The 17,339-nt window shown below is 64.5% G+C and carries 16 protein-coding genes; 15 read left to right on the forward strand and 1 reads right to left on the reverse strand.

Annotated elements, in window-relative coordinates; translation table 11 throughout:
- Positions 1-34: 34 nt before the first annotated feature.
- The 12 genes from I4484_RS07715 to I4484_RS07770 all read left to right on the forward strand — a co-directional run bounded on the left by I4484_RS07715 (position 35) and on the right by I4484_RS07770 (position 12,291).
- The gene (locus tag I4484_RS07715; protein ID WP_234283518.1) at positions 35-577 is read left to right on the forward strand and encodes a prepilin peptidase; all 543 of its coding nucleotides are present in this window, start codon (positions 35-37) and stop codon (positions 575-577) included.
- A 94-nt stretch (positions 578-671) separates the two neighbouring features.
- Complete coding sequence (locus tag I4484_RS07720; protein ID WP_197450378.1) at positions 672-2,042, forward strand: AAA family ATPase; 1,371 nt, start codon at positions 672-674, stop codon at positions 2,040-2,042.
- The gene (cpaB, locus tag I4484_RS07725) at positions 2,039-2,857 is read left to right on the forward strand and encodes a Flp pilus assembly protein CpaB (protein ID WP_197450379.1); all 819 of its coding nucleotides are present in this window, start codon (positions 2,039-2,041) and stop codon (positions 2,855-2,857) included. The genes I4484_RS07720 and cpaB overlap by 4 nt, the downstream gene beginning before the upstream one ends.
- Positions 2,858-3,008: 151 nt before the next feature.
- The gene (locus I4484_RS07730) at positions 3,009-4,523 is read left to right on the forward strand and encodes a type II and III secretion system protein family protein (protein WP_254799128.1); all 1,515 of its coding nucleotides are present in this window, start codon (positions 3,009-3,011) and stop codon (positions 4,521-4,523) included.
- A 46-nt stretch (positions 4,524-4,569) separates the two neighbouring features.
- Positions 4,570-4,866, forward strand: coding sequence for a hypothetical protein (locus tag I4484_RS07735; protein ID WP_197450381.1), 297 nt, complete (start codon positions 4,570-4,572; stop codon positions 4,864-4,866).
- Between the two features lie 36 nt (positions 4,867-4,902).
- Positions 4,903-6,090 carry an AAA family ATPase gene (locus I4484_RS07740; RefSeq protein ID WP_197450382.1) on the forward strand — a complete coding sequence of 396 codons (1,188 nt, stop codon included), beginning with the start codon at positions 4,903-4,905 and terminating at the stop codon, positions 6,088-6,090.
- A gap of 54 nt (positions 6,091-6,144) precedes the next feature.
- The gene (locus I4484_RS07745; RefSeq protein ID WP_234283517.1) at positions 6,145-7,515 is read left to right on the forward strand and encodes a CpaF family protein; all 1,371 of its coding nucleotides are present in this window, start codon (positions 6,145-6,147) and stop codon (positions 7,513-7,515) included.
- On the forward strand, positions 7,506-8,504 hold the full coding sequence (locus I4484_RS07750) for a type II secretion system F family protein (RefSeq protein WP_197450383.1): 999 nt from the start codon (positions 7,506-7,508) through the stop codon (positions 8,502-8,504). Before I4484_RS07745 ends, I4484_RS07750 begins: the two co-directional genes overlap by 10 nt.
- A 13-nt stretch (positions 8,505-8,517) precedes the next feature.
- On the forward strand, positions 8,518-9,489 hold the full coding sequence (locus tag I4484_RS07755; RefSeq protein ID WP_197450384.1) for a type II secretion system F family protein: 972 nt from the start codon (positions 8,518-8,520) through the stop codon (positions 9,487-9,489).
- Between the two features lie 38 nt (positions 9,490-9,527).
- Complete coding sequence (locus I4484_RS07760; RefSeq protein WP_197450385.1) at positions 9,528-10,478, forward strand: lipopolysaccharide assembly protein LapB; 951 nt, start codon at positions 9,528-9,530, stop codon at positions 10,476-10,478.
- 38 nt (positions 10,479-10,516) lie between these two features.
- Entirely contained in the window at positions 10,517-10,969 is a 453-nt protein-coding gene (locus I4484_RS07765; RefSeq protein ID WP_197450386.1) for a TadE/TadG family type IV pilus assembly protein, read from the forward strand.
- Positions 10,970-10,971: 2 nt separating this feature from the next.
- The gene (locus I4484_RS07770) at positions 10,972-12,291 is read left to right on the forward strand and encodes a TadG family pilus assembly protein (protein ID WP_197450387.1); all 1,320 of its coding nucleotides are present in this window, start codon (positions 10,972-10,974) and stop codon (positions 12,289-12,291) included.
- A gap of 68 nt (positions 12,292-12,359) precedes the next feature.
- Here the strand turns inward: I4484_RS07770 and I4484_RS07775 are convergent, their stop codons facing one another.
- Positions 12,360-13,256 carry a DNA-binding response regulator gene (locus tag I4484_RS07775; RefSeq protein WP_197450388.1) on the reverse strand — a complete coding sequence of 299 codons (897 nt, stop codon included), beginning with the start codon at positions 13,254-13,256 and terminating at the stop codon, positions 12,360-12,362.
- A 356-nt stretch (positions 13,257-13,612) separates the two neighbouring features.
- On the opposite strand from I4484_RS07775, the gene I4484_RS07780 reads away from it, so the two are divergent.
- From I4484_RS07780 to egtD, 3 genes are all read left to right on the forward strand, one after another.
- On the forward strand, positions 13,613-14,827 hold the full coding sequence (locus I4484_RS07780; protein ID WP_197450389.1) for an NAD(P)/FAD-dependent oxidoreductase: 1,215 nt from the start codon (positions 13,613-13,615) through the stop codon (positions 14,825-14,827).
- A 190-nt stretch (positions 14,828-15,017) separates the two neighbouring features.
- A complete protein-coding gene (gene egtB, locus I4484_RS07785; protein ID WP_197450390.1) occupies positions 15,018-16,331 on the forward strand; it encodes an ergothioneine biosynthesis protein EgtB in 1,314 nt (437 codons plus the stop codon).
- Position 16,332: 1 nt separating this feature from the next.
- Entirely contained in the window at positions 16,333-17,298 is a 966-nt protein-coding gene (gene egtD, locus I4484_RS07790) for an L-histidine N(alpha)-methyltransferase (RefSeq protein ID WP_197450391.1), read from the forward strand.
- The last annotated feature ends 41 nt before the right edge of the window (positions 17,299-17,339 follow it).

The raw sequence follows: 17,339 nt of genomic DNA on the forward strand, positions 1-17,339 counted from the left end.
ATAAGGATGTTGGCGCTTATTTGGAGGAAGATAAATGCCTAATACTTCTGCGCTGGGAATGCTTTGGTTTTTGGTTGTAGTCGCTGGGTTTATCGATCTACGTGTCCATCGCATTCCTAACCGCCTTATTCTGGCCGGGGCCGCCATGGGGATTCTGCTGCAAGGATGGGCAGTGGGAGCCGGTGGTGTCCTGGCCGCCATCTACGGTCTACTAGTGGGATTGGCCATTTTGATGCCGGGCTATCTGATGGGCTTTACCGGTGCTGGCGACGTCAAGCTGATGGCCTCTATCGGCACGTTCCTGGGTCCATTGGGTGTCTTGCAGGTGGGTCTCACCAGCATCGTGGTGGGTGGAATCGTCGCGCTGATGTTTGCCGTATCGGCATTATTAAATCGCACGGCTTTATCCCCTTGGAACCGCTACGGCTTGATGATGAAGACGCTATTCGTCACGGGAAGGCCGCTCTATATCGCGCCGAAAGAAGGCGAGGTGATGGGCAAGAAGTTTCCCTTTGCGATATCGATTGCACTGGGTACGACGGGATGGATGCTCTGGCAATGGCCGCTGGTTGGATAGGGATGTGTCGCCGAGAAGCCATAACAAACGACCAGTGGCCATTGCCAGGTCATCGAAGGAATAACACGCTTTGTAAACCAATGTGAGGCTCGCCATGCTCCAGCCAGCGCCGATGTTGCACCCCGCCGATGCTGAGGGCTCGGCAGCCCGACGGGCACCGCGCCCCGGCACGGTGGCGGAGACCGGGCTGTCGCTGCTCTACCTGGGCGACCTGCTGGTCAAGCAGCTGTTCGAGCAGGGCGTGATGGATCTGCATCAGCTCAGCCACGAGAGTGCGCTCGCCGGCAGCGTGGTGGAGGAGGTGTGCCGCTTCCTGCGCGAGGAGGGGCGGGTGGAGGTGCGCGGCCAGGGCGAGGCGGGGGCGCTGCGCTTCGGCCTCACCGACCGCGGCCGCGCCTCGGCGCTGGAGGCGTTCGCCCGCGATGGCTACAGCGGCAAGGCCCCGGTCACCCTGGAGCAGTACAGTGCACACGTACGTGAGCAGGCGCTCAGCGAGGTGGGCATCCAGCGCGACACGGTGCGAGAGGCCTTTGCCGATACCGTGATCGACCCCGCCCTGCTCGACCAGTTGGCGCCGGGGCTGCACTCCGGCCGCGCCATGTTCATTCATGGCCATGCCGGTACTGGCAAGAGCTATATCGCCCGCCGCCTGGTAAGGCTGCTGGAGGGCGAGGTGCTGGTGCCCCACGCCATCCTGGTGGGCGGCAAGGCGGTGCGCTGCTTCGACCCCGCTGTGCACCAGGCGCTGGAAGACCCGGCCGAGACCTCGTCCACGGCCCGGCTCTACCTGCAGCATGGCCACGACCCCCGCTACGTGCGCTGCCACCGCCCCTGTATCGTCACCGGCGGCGAGCTGACCATGGAGCGGCTCGAGGTGCAGTACGACGCCGCTACCCGCATCCACCAGGCACCGGTCCAGCTGCTGGCCAACAATGGCATGCTGGTCATCGACGACCTGGGCCGCCAGCGCATGAGCCCTACCGAGCTCTTCAACCGCTGGATCGTTCCGCTCGAGGAGCGTCGCGATTTCCTGGCGCTGGCCAACGGCTACCACTTCAGCGTGCCTTTCGACGTGGCGCTGGTGTTCTCCACCAACCTCGACCCGCTGTCGCTGGCCGATGCCGCCTTCCTGCGCCGCATCGGCTACAAGATTCGCTTCGCACCGCTGGACCCGGACGCCTACCGGCGGGTCTGGGCGCAGCAGTGCCGCGAGAGCGGCATTCCCTTCGACTCGGCTCTGGTCGATTTCGTGATCTTCGAGCTGCATGCGCGCCTCGGCGTGCCGCTGCTGGCCTGCCATCCGCGCGATCTGCTGGGGCTGGCGGTCGATCACCTGCGCTACTGGGGCGGCGAGGCACCCGACCGGGAGGTACTCGCCTGGGCCTGGCAGACCTATTTCGGCGATTTCTCTGACTCCGACGCCGGAGACGGGGAAACCGCCCTCAACCGGAGGGATGCACCATGAAACGCAAGGGTATCTTCGCCATGTTCTCGCTTTCGCTGGTCATGGCGCTGGGGGCCGCCGGGGTGGCCATGAACTGGATGCAGACGCAGTCCGGCGACGAAGGCGATCCCGATGTCACCCAGGTGGTGGTGGCCGCCCTGCAGGTGCCGTTCGGCAGCAAGGTCGAGGCCTCCGATCTCAAGATGGTGAACATGCCCAGGGACGTGGTGCCTCCCAACAGCTTCCACGACATCGAGCAGGTCGTCGGCCGGGTCAGCAACCAGGTGATCTACCCCGGCGAGGTGGTGCTGGCGGGCAGGGTCTCCGAGCACATGGGCGGCAGCGCGCTGGCCGCGCTGCTCGATCCCGGCATGCGCGCCATGAGCGTACGCGTCGACGACGTGGTCGGCGTGGCCGGCTTCCTGCTGCCGGGCAATCGCGTCGACGTGGTGTCGAGCAAGCGCAACGGCAGCCGCGACAGCGTCGAGTCGAAGACGGTGCTGCGCAATCTCAAGGTGCTGGCGGTGGACCAGATCGCCAGCCAGGAGCGCGACGGCCCGGTCATCGTGCGAGCCGTCACCCTCGAAGTCTCGACCCAGGACGCCGAGACGCTGGTCAAGGCGACCCAGGAGGGCAAGGTGCAGCTGACCCTGCGCAATCCGCTGGAACAGGAGGAGACACCCGACCTGCTGGCCTCCCAGCGCGAGCTGCTCAACGTCGAGCCGCCCCGCGAGCGCAGCGCGCCGCCGCCACCGCGCACCACCGTGGCCCAGGCACCGCGCCAGGTGACGGTGATACGCGGAACCCAATCGAGCACCGTGAGCGTGCGGAACTGAAAGCCGCCTGAGAAGCGGCAGAAGACCCGGCGGTAGTGCCGCCAGGATAAGAAAGACGGCGATATCCGGTGGCGCCGCGACTAACGAACAGGCAGGGAGAATCGACATGGTCATTCGAAACGAGGTGTGGAGAGGGTATTTATGGACACTGGTGGCAGCCATCATCCTGGGGTGGGCCATCGATATTGAGGCGCAGGAGCGCCCGCGCAGCGTGGCCATGCCGGTGGAGGGGCGATCGGTATCGGTGGCGGTGGAGCTGAACAAGGCCCAGGTGCTGCAGTTCCCGCGGGCGGTGCGGGTGGTCTCGGTAGGCAATCCCGAGATCGCCGATCTGGTGGTGATGGGGTCGCGCCAGCTGTACGTGCTGGGCAAGTCCACCGGGACCACCAACGTGGTGCTGTGGGACCAGTCGGAGAACATCCAGGGTACGCTCAACGTCACCGTGACCCATGATCTCGAGGCGCTCAAGAGTCACCTGCACGTGCTGCTGCCCGATGAGAGCATTCAGGTGCGCTCGTCTCAGGACGGTATCGTGCTCAGTGGCTCGGTATCCAGTGCCCAGCGGCTGGAAACCGCCCTGCAGCTTGCCCAGCGCTTTGCCGGCGGCGAGGAAGGGACGGTGCTCAACCTGATGCAGGTCGGCGGTGCCCAGCAGGTGATGCTCGACGTCAAGGTGGCGGAGGTGTCGCGCTCGCTGGTCAAGCGGCTCGAGGCCAACTTCAACGTCTTCAATGTCGGCTCGTCAGCGTTCCGCGGCGGGGCTGTCAGCGGTGGGGCCACCTTCCCCGATGCCGTCTTCGAGGGGGCCGAGGGCCTGGGGGGCCGGGTGCCAGTGTTTGGTGGCGGAACGCCGATCGGCCCTGTTGTCGATGAGTTTGCCCCTGCGACCGCGACCATTGAGGATACCGGCATCTTCGCCAGCTATCTGCGCGGCGACTATCTGCTCAACCTGGTGCTCGATGCGGCCAGCCGCGAAGGGGTGGCCAAGATTCTTGCCGAGCCCAACCTGACCACCCTGACCGGCGAGCCGGCACGCTTCCTCGCCGGCGGTGAGTTTCCCATCCCAGTGCCCCAGGGCGACGGCCAGGTCGCCATCGAGCACAAGGAGTTCGGCGTGGGGCTTGGCTTCCTGCCGGTGGTGCTGGACTCCGGCACCATCAACCTAAAGGTGGATGTCTCGGTCTCCGATCTGGTGCCGGCCAACAGCCTGCAGGTCGGGGTGGGTAGCGGCGTGAGTGCCCAGTTCTTCGTGCCGGCCCTGAGCAAGCGCAGCGCCAGCTCCACGCTGGAGCTGGCTACCGGCCAGACCATTGCCATCGCCGGCATGCTCAACGAGAGCCTGCGCGAGAATGTCTCCAAGCTCCCCGGGCTCGGCGAAGTGCCCGTACTTGGGGCGCTGTTTCGCAGCCAGGAGTACATCAAGGACCAGACCGAGCTGGTGATCTTCGTTACGCCGCGACTGGCGCGTTCTTTTTCGCCCGAGCAGGTGCGTCTGCCTACCGGTTCCTTCGTGCCCCCCAGCGACCTCGAGTTCTACCTGCTGGGCAGCTTCAGATCCCTCGATGAGGAGGGCGGCACGCGCCCCAGGCCCTCGAGCCTGGATCTGGAGCTGATGTCGAGCAGCTCGGAAGGTGGTACCGAAGGGCGCTTCGGCCATGATCTCTGAACGCCGCTCACTACTGCTACGTCAGCCTAGCCAAGGGGAACGCACCATGAGCGATTACCACATGAACGAGAGTGCTCGAGGCAAGGGTACCGCTATTTCACGGTCCGCTATTCAAGGGCTGGCAATCATTGCCCTCGCCATGGTCCTGACGGCGTGCATGGCACCGCGGCCGGGGGCCGACCTGCCACCCTACGGCGACAGTGTGCGCCATACCAAGGCGATCCAGACCTATGAGCCCGGCGATGAAGTGCCATCGCTGCATGGCGCCAAGGCGGCCGAGGCGATGCGCGTTTATCGCTTGCCGGCTGCCGGGGGTGGGCAGGCGCCCAGTGCCGAACAATGAACGGTCCACTTATTCCGACCACAGGCAGGTGACACCATGCGCAAACGGCTCGAGATACTGCTGGCAGGGAGGGCCCAGGAGGAGCTGAAGGCTCTGGAGGCGCTGCTGTGCAGCCAGGGCAACATCCAGGTGACCTCGGTGTTGATGGTCAATGGCTGCGTCGATCCGCTGGAGGGCGTTGCCCCTTTGCCCGATGCCCTGGTGCTGCTTGTCGGCAACCGCTGGGAGGCCGAGCTGACGGCGGTACAGGAGCGCCCGGCCAGCGAACGTCCGCCACTGCTGGTGGTGGGTCCCAAAGGCAACGTGGAAATGATCCGCCTGGCCATGCGTGCCGGCGCCAGGGACTTCTTCTCGCCGCCGGTCGATGACAGCGAGATCATGCAGTTCCTGCGCGAACTGGCCAACGACCGTCAGCAGGAGCCGGGGAAGGTGGCGCGCACCACTGCGGTGATCAATGCCAAGGGGGGGTCTGGGGCCAGCCTGGTGGCGGCCAACCTGGCCCATCGCCTGGCCCACCGGGAGCGCGAAACGGTACTGGTGGACATGGACGTGCAGTTCGGCTCGTTGCCGCTTTATTTCAACCTGGTGCCCGACCACGGTCTGGTGCGGGCGCTGGAGTCGGCCGACAGTCTCGATGGCCTGGCGCTGGAGGCTTACCTCCAGCGCCATGAGAGCGGCCTGGCGCTTCTCGCCTCGTCGCCAGGCGATCACCTGGGGCTCGGTGAGGTACCCGAGGCGCGGGTCGAGCAGCTTCTTCAGGTGCTGAGTGGAAACAACGACGAGGTCGTGATCGACCTGCCGCGCTGGCTCAACGGTGCCACCGCCTGCGTGCTGGAACACGCCGACCAGGTGCTGATGGTGATGCAGCAGAGCGTGGCCCATCTCCACGATGCCCAGCGGCTGCGCGACATCCTTGTGCATGAGCTGCGTATCTCGCCGGCGCGGATCAGTGTGGTCGTCAACCGCTACGACAGGAAGAACGACGTCGGCCTCGGTGCGATCAGCGACGCCCTGCCGGGCCTGACGCTCCATACCCTGCCCAACGACTTCAAGCGTGCCAGCCACAGTATCAATGTGGGTAGCCCTCTGCGCGACATCGCTCCCAAGGCGCCATTGACCCGTCAGCTCAAGGGGCTCGCCGAAGCCTTGGACGCACCCTCGCCCGGGGTCGGCATGGTTCGCAAGCGCTCGCTGCTGGGCTGGGCCTTGCCGAGAAGACATTGAGCCTGCCCCGTGGCAATGACGACAACACACAAGAGAGTCATCAGGAGTACGGCCATGAATCAGCACGAGCGCATGAGCATGACACCGGGAACCGAGGGCGAGCTACGTGCCGGCTGGGCTAGCCGCGGCGCCGTGCGGTTGTCGCGAGAGGAGCAGGAGTACAAGCAGAAGCTCTTCCGCAAGCTGGTCAAGGTCATGGACCTGACCCTGCTGAGTACGCTGGATGAGCGAGAGGCGCGCCTGCAGGTGCAGCAGGTATGCGAGTCGTTGATGAGCAAGGAATCCTTGCCGTTCAACGCCGGGGTTCGCCAGCGCATCGTCACCGAGCTGCAGGACGAGGTGCTGGGCCTGGGGCCGCTGGAAACCCTGCTCGCCGACAAATCGGTATCCGATATCCTGGTCAATGGCACCACGCCCATCTACGTGGAGCGCCACGGCAAGCTGGAGCAGACAGCGCTGCGCTTCGACAGCGACGCTCACCTGATGTCGATCATCGACCGCATCGTCTCCAGTGTCGGGCGGCGCATCGACGAGTCATCGCCGATGGTCGATGCGCGCCTCAAGGATGGCTCGCGGGTCAACGCGGTGATTCCGCCGCTGGCCATCGATGGCCCCATGCTCTCCATTCGCCGCTTTGCCGTCGAGCGCCTGGGCATCGATAGCCTGATCGAGTACGGCAGCGTGTCGCCGGAAATCGCGCGGCTATTGGAAAAGGTGGTCAAGGCGAGGCTCAACGTGCTGGTTTCCGGCGGTACCGGCGCCGGCAAGACCACGCTGCTCAACATCCTGTCGAGCTTTATTCCGCCCGATGAGCGCATCGTTACCATTGAAGATTCGGCCGAACTGCAGCTGCAGCAGCCCCACGTGGGTCGCCTCGAGACTCGCCCGCCCAACATCGAGGGCAAGGGCGAGATCAGCCAGCGCGACTTGGTGCGCAACAGCCTGCGCATGCGGCCCGATCGAATCATCGTCGGCGAGGTGCGCGGTGGCGAAGCCTTCGACATGCTGCAGGCGATGAATACCGGCCACGACGGCTCGCTGACCACCATTCACGCTAACACGCCGCGCGATGCGCTGACGCGGATCGAGAACATGGTGGCCATGAGCGGCTACCAGCTGCCGCCGCAGGCGCTGCGTTCGCAGATCGCCTCGGCCATCGACGTGGTGGTGCAGGTCGAACGCCAGGAGGATGGCGTGCGACGTCTGGTCAGCGTTCAGGAGGTCAACGGCCAGGAGGGCGAGATCATCACCATGTCCGAGATCTTTCGCTTCGATCGCGAAGGTGTCGATGCCGACGGCAAGGTACTCGGCCGCTACGTGGCGACGGGGGTGGTGCCGGGCTTCCATGATCACCTCAAGCGGCGCGGGTACGATCCCGGCCTGGAGATCTTCCAGAACGCGAGAGGCGTACGGTCATGGATCTGAGCAGCCTGCTGAACATCGAGCTCTCCGATCAGACGATCGTCATCGGTATGGTGTTCATCGCCGTTTTCCTGCTGATGCAGAGCTTTTTGGTGCCCGCGTTCGGCGAGAACCGCCAGGCACAGAAGCGGCTCAAGAAGCGCCTGCAGGCGATCTCCGGCGAGGCCAGGACGGGGCAGGTCTCGCTGGTGCGGAGTCAGTACCTGCGTGAGCTCTCGCCGCTGGAGCGGGCAATCGAGCGACTGCCAGGCTTGGCGCGCGTGCGCCAACTGGTCGAACAGAGCGGACAAGAGACGCCGGCCTACCGCGTGGTGCTCTACTCGATCTGCCTGGGCGGCATCGCGGGTGTGCTGGGTTTCCTGCTGCTGCCTCAACCCCTTCTCGGCGTGCCGCTGGGGCTGGGTGTGGCGTCGTTGCCCTTCATGCGCCTGCTGCGCCTGCGCAACCAGCGTCTTGCCAAGTTCGAGGAGCAGCTTCCCGATGCGTTGGTCATCATGTCCCGGGCGCTGCGTGCCGGCCACCCGTTCAGCGATGCCATGCATCTGGTGGCCGAGGAGATGGCCGAGCCCATCGCCGGCGAGTTTCGCACCACCTTCATGGAGATCAGCTACGGCGGCGACATGCGCAATGCCATGCTGGGCCTGCTGCGGCGGGTGCAGAGCGTGACGGTAATGATCTTCGTCACCTCGGTGCTGATTCAGAAGGAAACCGGTGGCAATCTCGCCGAGCTGCTCGATGGCCTGGCCTCGGTAGTGCGCGATCGCTTCCGCTTCCAGCGCAAGGTGAAGACGCTTTCCGCCCAGGGGCGCATGGCGGCCTGGATCCTGTCATTGCTGCCGTTCGTTCTCGCCGGCGTGCTTACCGTGGTCTCGCCCAATTTCATCCCCATGCTGACCCAGGACCCGGTCGGGCGCCAGCTGGTGGTCGCGGCCTTCGTGATGATCGTCATCGGCATCCTGTGGATGCGCAAGATCGTGCGCATCGAGGTATAGAGGAGGGCATGAAATGGAACGATTGATGCAGTGGCTGCAGCCGCTCAGCGACAGGTTCGAGGACCCCGAGTCAATCCAGCTGGTCTTCGCCAGCCTGCTGGGCTTGGCCATCTTTGCCCTGCTGATTGCCGTCATGTTCGTGGTCATGGGACTGTCCGATCCGTTGCGCCGCCGCCTGCGCAGCCTGGAAGCGAGCGGCGCCAGCGGTACGGCGAATGCGGAAACCGGCCTGCGCGAATGGCTTGGGCCCATGGGCGAACGGCTCGTGCCCACCGAGGAGGAAGCACGCAGCCGTATCGCCCTGGAGTTGCGCCGGGCCGGCAAGCGCTCGCCCGGGGCGGTCAACCTCTTCTTTGGCGTTCGCCTGTTGCTCACCGTGGTGCCGCCCATTCTGCTGCTGCTGGTGGTCGTGCCCTTCGTGCGCCTGGAGCCGGTGGTCAGCGTGATGCTGGTGGCAGGGTCGGCGATCGCCGGTTACCTGTTGCCGCGCTTCTGGTTGGAGCGTGCGATCAAGCGTCGCACGCGGCTGCTGCGGCGTGGCCTACCGGATGCCCTGGACCTGCTGGTGGTGTGCAGCGAGGCGGGGCTGGGCCTGGCGGCGGCGATCCAGCGCGTGGCGCGCGATCTGGAAATCAGCCACCCGGAGCTGGCCGAGGAGCTGCATCTGTTCGGCCTGCAGACCCGCGCCGGCATGGACAACAAGGCGGCGTTGCGCGATCTGGAGGAGCGCACTGGCGTCGACGACATTCGTGGTCTCGTCACCACCCTGCTGCAGAGCATGCGCTTCGGCACCAGTATCGCCATGACGTTGCGCCTGTTTGCCGTGGAACTGCGTGACAAGCGCACCCAGGAAGCCGAAGAGAAGGCCGCCAAGGTCAGCACCAAGATGCTCTTCCCGCTGATCTTCTGCGTCTTTCCCAGTTTCTTCGTGGTGGCCCTGGGGCCCCCGCTGCTGGGCGCCATGGCGGCCTTGGCCGGTCGTTGAGCCTTCCACCCCCTACCACTGAGCCTCAGGAGAGTCGCATGAAACTCACGCTCAAGAACACGGTTGTCGGTATCTCACTGGCCCTGTTGCTGGGAGGCTGTGCCAGCAACGCCCAGCGCCAGTCTGGCTCGGATCCCTATGCGACACTGGGGGATGGGAGCTCGTCGGTCGAGTACAGCACGGCGTTTCCCGTTGCCTCGCCCGAAGAGGCCTACCGCAACGGGGCGGCTGCCCTGCGCGGCAACGACCCCGACCGGGCACTGTTCGAGTACCTGCGCGGTCTGCGCATGGAGAAGTCACCCAAGGCGGACCCTCTCTATCGAATCGGCATCATTCACCATGGCCGCGGCAACCACGACTTGGCCGAGAAGGCGTATCGCTGGGCCATGGAGATCGACGGCAGCCACATGGGGGCGCGCACCGCGCTGGGCATCGTGCTGCTCGAACAGCGCGACTACGACAATGCCGAACAGCAATTGCAGCCGCTCGCCTCACGTCCCGATGTGCCCTGGCAAGCGCATAACGCCCTGGGGGTGATCGCCGACATCCGCGGCGACTTCGAACGGGCTCGGCGCCACTACGAAAAGGCGCTGGAGGCAAGCCCCAGCACACCGCTGGTGCTCAACAACCTGGGTTATTCGCGCTACCTGGCCGGTGACTGGGAAGGCGCGCGACTCTCCCTGCGCCGTGCGGTGAGCGCCAACCCCCGCTACGAGCTGGCCTGGCGCAACCTGGGCCTGGTCTATGCCCGCGAGGGCGACTTCGAGACGGCAATCGAGGCGGTGGCGCGCAACGGCGACCGGGCCAAGGCCTACAACGATATCGGCTACATCTCGATGCTCGAAGGGCGCTACGAGGATGCCATGGGCTTCTTTGACGAGGCGATGCGCCTCTCGCCGGCTTATTACGTCACCGCCAGCGAGAACGCCAGGAACCTGGAGGGGCTGCTGCGCCGAAACGGCGACAGTCGAGGTGTGCGTGCGAACTGACCCCAACGGGCCTGGAGTCATCTGCGGAGGAACGGAACATGAAGGGGAACAGGTTTCAAGGCAGGTCACTTCGCCGACAGCAGGGCACCGAGACCGTGGAATTCGCCATCTCGGCCACACTCTTGTTCCTCCTGCTGTTTGGAATCATCGAGTTCAGTGTCGCGCTCTTCGACAAGGCGACGCTGACCAATGCCAGCCGGGAAGGGGCCAGAAGGGGGATCCTGTTCGAGCCTGCGCCTCGCGATCTCGTCGCCGAGGACAATGCCATCGAGCAAGCGATCCGTGACTATGCCGAGCAGTACCTGATATCGCTTGGCGGGACGGCCGAGATGGTTATCGACATTCAGCGGTCCGATGTCAACATGCCGCCTGGCAGTGAAGTCACCGTTACCGTTGACTATCCCTATCAGTTCCTGCTGTTGCCCAGCTTTCTCGGAACATTGGGCGGCGTCCTGGAGCTCTCTTCCACCACTACCATGCGAGCGGAATGACCATGAATACCAGTCAACGACAAGCAGGTTGGCGCCATGGCTCTCCTCGACGGCAGGGAGGGGTTTCCATTGTTCTGGTGACGCTGGCGCTCTTCATGCTGCTGGCCTTTACGGCGCTCTCGGTAGACGGTGGAAATCTGTTCGTAGCAAGGAATGAACTGCAGAATGCCTCTGATGCCGGTGCATTGGCCGGGGCTCGCTTCCTGTACGTGAAGGACGGCTCGCGAGTCAATGACGGTACCGAACCCTATGATGGGGTCAACTACAAGAGTGCCGAAGCCTGGGCAACGGAGGCGGCCCAGTCTAACAATAGCCAGAAAGAGACTGTCGAAGTGCTGAGTGTCCAACGAGGCCACTGGAGTTTTGGTCTGGCCCCTGGTTCTACGCGAGGCTTCACACCCAACATGTCTGATGTGGAACCTGTGGACCTGGCCGGGAAGACAGCCGAAGAGTTAGATAGCAACCCAAGCTTCATCAACGCCGTCGAGGTGGTGACAGCCCGGGATCAGACACCAGTGGAGGCCTTCTTCGGTCGCGTGCTGGGGTTCGACGAGGGCTACAAGGCGTCGGCCCGGGCGGTGGCGTACATTGGCTTTGCCGGCAAACTGCGCCCGGAGGACGTCGACCAGCCTATCGCCATGTGCCGCGAAGCCATTACGGATGGGGATACCTATTCATGCGATGTGGGGCGCTTCATTCCCGAAGGCGATCAGACGGGGGGCTGGACCAATTTCCAGCACGATGATAGCGGAGCCTCAAGTGCCAGTGAGTTGAAGGCCTTGATTTGTGGCGACGGCAACCCCGAAGAGATGCGCTTCGGTGAGGATATTTCCACCAATAACGGCCAGGTACAGGCCGCTTTCCAGGCGCTCTACGACTGCTGGGTAGAAGAGACAGACAAGGAACGCTTGTGGAACCTCACGTTACCCGTCGTTGACTGCCAGGATGGCATTGCGCCAAGCAACCCTCTGGTGGGAGCAGTCAATCTGAACATCGCCTGGATCGTAGATCAAGCCAACAAGATCGATGACGATGCGCCTTGGCAAATGGAGGAGCCTCCCGAAGATAGTGAGGGAGTGTCTCCTGGCACTTGGTCCAATGCCGATCCTGATGGTGTGACGCGCTGGGATGACTTTGTCACTGCGATGAATATTCGAGATTCCGACGGCGATCTAGCAAAGTGGAGCAGTGATTCGCAGGAGAGCGGCTGGCGCCAGAAGAGCATCTATTTTCTGCCTAGCTGTAGTTACCACGAACCCAAGGGTCAGACCGGCGGCGAGAACTTCGGCATTCTCGCGGAAATACCCGTTCTGGTGGATTGATGCGCTTTTGGCGCTGGCCGGCTCCCTGCCTTTGCGGTCAGCGCCCTTTTTCTTCACTACGTATGCTGTCAGTCACGAGCGTTGCCCACTGGCACAGCCACCATTTCACCCTCCATGCAGGGGGGAGGCGCGGCGTTCTCGGACGAGGCGAGGGGTAAGGGGGAGGTGTCGTGGTGAAAGAGCCCCTGACGATATAGCGTCGGCGTCTTCCCCATGTGCTTCTGGAAGGTACGCGTGAAATAGGAGAGGTCGCGAAAACCGACGCTGAAGCAGACATCCGTGACCGACATCCTGGGATTGGCGAGCAGCCGCTTGGCCTCCTCGATGCGTCGTTCCAGCAGGAATCCCTGAAAGGTATTGTCGGTGAGCTTGCGAAATAGCCGGCTGAGCTGGAAGGGGGTGAGGCCGCACTGCTCGGCGACGTCGGCCTGGACCACTTTCTGGTGCAGGTGCTGCTCGATGTAGCTGATGGCGCGGTCCAGCTGGATGCGCTGATGATTGGCCGAGTGGCAGTGAAGCCGGGCTTCGGGGGGGATCTGGTTGCTCAACTCCGCCACCTGCTTTCTCGCCGGCGTGCCGGCGTTGGCCGAGCGCAGCTGAAAGAGGCTCTCCATGACCGCCATGAATCGGGAGAGGTCGACCGGCTGGACGAAGTAATCCCATACCCGGGTGCGGAAGGCCCATACCGCCAGGCTCTCCGAATGGGCCTGGGTGATCATGAGCAGGGGCACCGAGGCGGCACGCTGCTTGGCCTGCCTCAAGTCGGTCAGGCCCTGCAAATCGGGGTAGTCGTACTCGAAGCAGGCGGCGATGGGCGGATGAGAGAGCAGGATGGGGAGGGGGTCCTGCTCTTGTGTGACGAACTCGATCGTATAACCTTTTTTTCGCAGGGCTCGTACATACTCCTTTTCCACGGGGTTATTGAGCGTACGTAGCACAACGAGAACGTAGGCGTGGGTGGACATAGGCGACGTCCCTCCGGAATCCCTTGCGTGATAAAGCGTTATAAACTCTTCTTGGTGGTTTTGTTGATATGTTATTTTTTGTGTAGGCTGAAGGTTGAGTGTAACTTTTTGTGCTGAGTGTCACTTACCCAATGTAATTTAAGATCGTGGATTAACCCGGGTTATATTTCTCATCCTTTAGTCGTATTGCTCTAATGCAAAAAACTGTATTAGAGCATGTTTAAGTAACACCTGGCGGTAGCAAAAAGAACCTACTCGACGTATCGATCGGCCGTGGCCGGTTGTCAGCGAATTCTGCTAGAATCGGCCGCTTTTCCGATCAAGCCCTTCCTGACTCCTCCAGCTACGGAAATGCCATGCCGTCTTCAAGGTTCGACGTCGTGATCGTCGGTGCGGGTGCCGCCGGGTTGATGTGTGCGCTCACGGCGGGTCATGCGGGGCGGCGCGTGCTGGTGCTCGACCACGCCAACAAGCCCGGCAAGAAGATCCTGATGTCGGGGGGCGGGCGCTGCAACTTCACCAACCTGGCCAGCGGGCCGGCCAACTTCTTCTCGGCCAATCCGCACTTCTGCATCTCGGCGCTGAAGCGCTATCGCCCGGAGCACTTCGTCGAACTGGTGGAGCGGCACGGCCTCGATTACGTGGAGAAGGCGCCGGGCCAGCTGTTCTGCGCCCATTCCGCCAAGGCGCTGCTCGACGTGCTGCTCACCGAATGCGAGTGGGCCGGAGTGGAACTGCGCTTGAAGACCTCCATCGAGCGCATCGAGGCCGCCGGCGAGGGCATGCGGCTCGCCACCTCCATGGGGCGTATCGAGGCCGGTGCCGTGGTGATCGCCACCGGCGGTCTGTCGATCCCCACCATGGGGGCCACCGGCTTCGGCTATGACGTCGCCCGCCAGTTCGGCCTGGGGGTGACCGCGACGCGCCCGGCGCTGGTGCCGTTCACGCTGACTTCGCAATGGAAGGCGCGGGTGGCCGACCTGGCCGGCGTGAGCTGCGACGTGGCGGTCAGCGCCGTACGTGGCGGCCAGCGCCTGGGGCCGGGGCGCGAGCGTCGCTATCGCGAGCCGATGCTGTTCACCCACCGCGGCCTGTCCGGCCCCGGCATGCTGCAGATCTCGAGTTACTGGCAACCGGGCGACGAACTCGAGATCGACCTGCTGCCCGGGCTGGACCTGCCCGCAGCGCTTGCCGAGGCGCGCCGGACCACGCCGCGCCGCCAGCTCTCCACCTGGCTCGGCGAGAACTTGCCGCGTCGCCTGGCCCAGGCACTGGTCGAGTGGCACGGCGAGGATCCTGTCCTGGCCGAACTCTCCAATGCCCGCATCGAGGCGTGGCAGCAGCGCCTGGGGCGTTGGTGCCTCAAGCCGGCCGGCACCGAGGGTTGGCGCACCGCCGAGGTGACCCTGGGCGGGGTCGACACCGCACCGATATCGTCGAAGGACTTCAGCGTCGAGGGGGTGCCTCAGCTGCGTTTCATTGGCGAAGTGCTCGACGTTACCGGTGAGCTCGGCGGCCACAACTTCCAGTGGGCCTGGGCTTCCGGGGTGGCCTGCGGTCTGGCGCTGTAGGGCCCGCGCTCGGTCACCCGCTGCGCGGGCGCGACAAAACCTTACCTAACGTAACCAGAAGCGGCGCGGGGCGTTGCTACGCTGGTGGCATCGGTTCGTCTCGGAGCCTGTCGGATTTGACCGATCGTCACGAGAGATCAGCGTCACGTCCGACAGGCTCCCAGGATGGGGTTCGTCAAAGGAGTGCGCCATGCCCCCGCTAGCCCACGAGTTGACAGCTCACCACCAGTTGGATACCTCCGATACACAGCACAAGAAGGAGTGGCTGAGACGCTACCAGCGCGTTCGCCGCGCCTCAGAGCAGCTCTGCGAGCCGCTTTGCACCGAGGACTACGTGATCCAGAGCATGGATGACGTCAGTCCACCGAAGTGGCATCTCGCCCACGTCACCTGGTTCTTCGAAGCTTTCCTCCTCGCTCCCTTTCAGCCTCGCTACCGAACGCCCGACCCCGCCTACGACTCTCTGTTCAATTCCTACTACGAGACTCACGGCGTGCCGTTTCCGCGGTCCCGGCGCGGAACGCTGTCGCGTCCCACGGTGGCCGATGTCTACCGCTTCCGCGCCCATGTCGATGCGGCCATGGCGTCACTGCTCGAGTCGCCTCCGCCCGAGCATGCCGCCGAGATCCTGCGCCGCGTCGAGCTGGGGCTTCACCACGAGCAGCAGCACCAGGAGCTGCTGCTCATGGACATCAAGCACATCCTGGCCCAGAACCCGCTGTGCCCGGTCTATCGCGACGACCTGGCGCCGCCGGTGGCGGCGGAACCCGGTGAGCCGGCCTGGCTCGAGCATGACGCCGGTATCCGCGAGATCGGCCACGACCTGCAATCGGGCTTTGCCTACGACAACGAGGGACCGGTCCATCGCCAGTTCCTCGAAGCGTTCCAACTGGCCAGCCGCCCGGTGACCAACGGCGAGTACCTGGCCTTCATCGAGGACGGCGGCTACGCGCGCCCCGAGCTGTGGCTCTCCGATGGCTGGCAGCAGGTCGGCCAGGCGGGCTGGCAGGCGCCGCTGTATTGGGTCCAGCGTGACGGCGAGTGGTATCACTTTACCTTGGGCGGGCTGCGGCCGGTGGACCGGCAGGCGCCGGTGGCCCATGTCAGCTTCTTCGAGGCCGACGCCTATGCCCGTTGGGCGGGGGCACGTCTGCCCAGCGAGGCGGAGTGGGAGGTGGCCGCCAGGGACGTGGGCGTAGCGGGCAACTTCGTCGAGCGCGACCACCTGCAGCCGGTGGCGGCCGCGGCCCGGGGGCGGGCCGCGCGCCAGCTGTACGGCGACGTCTGGGAGTGGACCGGCAGCGCCTACCGGCCCTATCCCGGCTATCGCCCGTTGCCGGGCACGCTGGGGGAGTACAACGGCAAGTTCATGTCCGGGCAGATGGTGCTGCGCGGTGGCTGCTGCGCCACACCGGCCGATCACATCCGGTCGACCTACCGCAACTTCTTCCCGCCCCATGCCCGCTGGGCATTTTCCGGTTTCCGGCTCGCCAGGGAGGCTTGATATGGATCCGCTCGTACGCTTTCACGACCAGCACCCGCCGGAGGCGGCGGGTTCGCTCTGCGAGGAGCTGCTGGCAGGCCTCACCGCCTCGCCCAAGTGCACGTCGCCCAAGTTCTTCTACGACCGGCGCGGCTCCGAGCTGTTCGACGCCATCTGCCTGCAGCCCGAGTACTACCCGACCCGCACCGAGGAGGCGATCCTGCGCGCCGCCGCCGCGGACATCGCTGAAGTGGTGGGTCGTGACGCCACCCTGATCGAGCTGGGCAGCGGCGCCAGCCGCAAGGTGCGCCTGCTGCTCGAGGCGTTGCACCCGGCCTGCTACCTGGGCGTGGACATCTCCCGCGACTTCCTGCTCGAGAGCACTCGCTGCCTGGCGGTGGATCATCCCTGGCTCGAGGTGCATGCCGCCTGGGCCGACTTCACGCGCCCCATGGCCTGGCCGGAGGGCCTGGCGGGTGAGCGCCCCGTAGCCTTCTTTCCCGGCTCGAGCATCGGCAACTTCACCCCCGAGGAGGCCGAAAGCTTCCTCGAAGGGCTGGCCGCGCTGCTGCCGCCGGGCGGGGGACTGCTCGTCGGCGTCGACCTGATCAAGGACCGGGCGATCCTCGATGCGGCCTACAACGACGCGGCCGGCGTGACCGCGGCCTTCAACCTCAACCTGCTGCGGCGCCTGCGACACGAGTTCGAAGCCGAGGTCGAGCTGGACGGGTTTCGCCATCGCGCCTTCTACAACGAGGCCGATTCACGCATCGAGATGCATCTGGTGAGCCTGCACGACCAGGCTATCCGCATCGCGGGGGAGCGGGTCGACTTCGAGGCCGGCGAGAGCCTGCATACCGAAAATTCCTACAAGTACAGCATCGCCGGCTTTCGCGAGCTGGCCGGCCGCGCGGGTTTCGAGCCGAGGGCGCACTGGACCGACCGTGACTCGCTGTTCTGCATCCACTATCTGGAGCGTGCGGGCTGATGGCTCCGCCCGGAATCCGGTCTATGCTGCATGACAGAACC

This window comes from Halomonas sp. SS10-MC5 (assembly GCF_015992245.1).
GTDB classification, from domain to species: domain Bacteria; phylum Pseudomonadota; class Gammaproteobacteria; order Pseudomonadales; family Halomonadaceae; genus Halomonas; species Halomonas sulfidoxydans.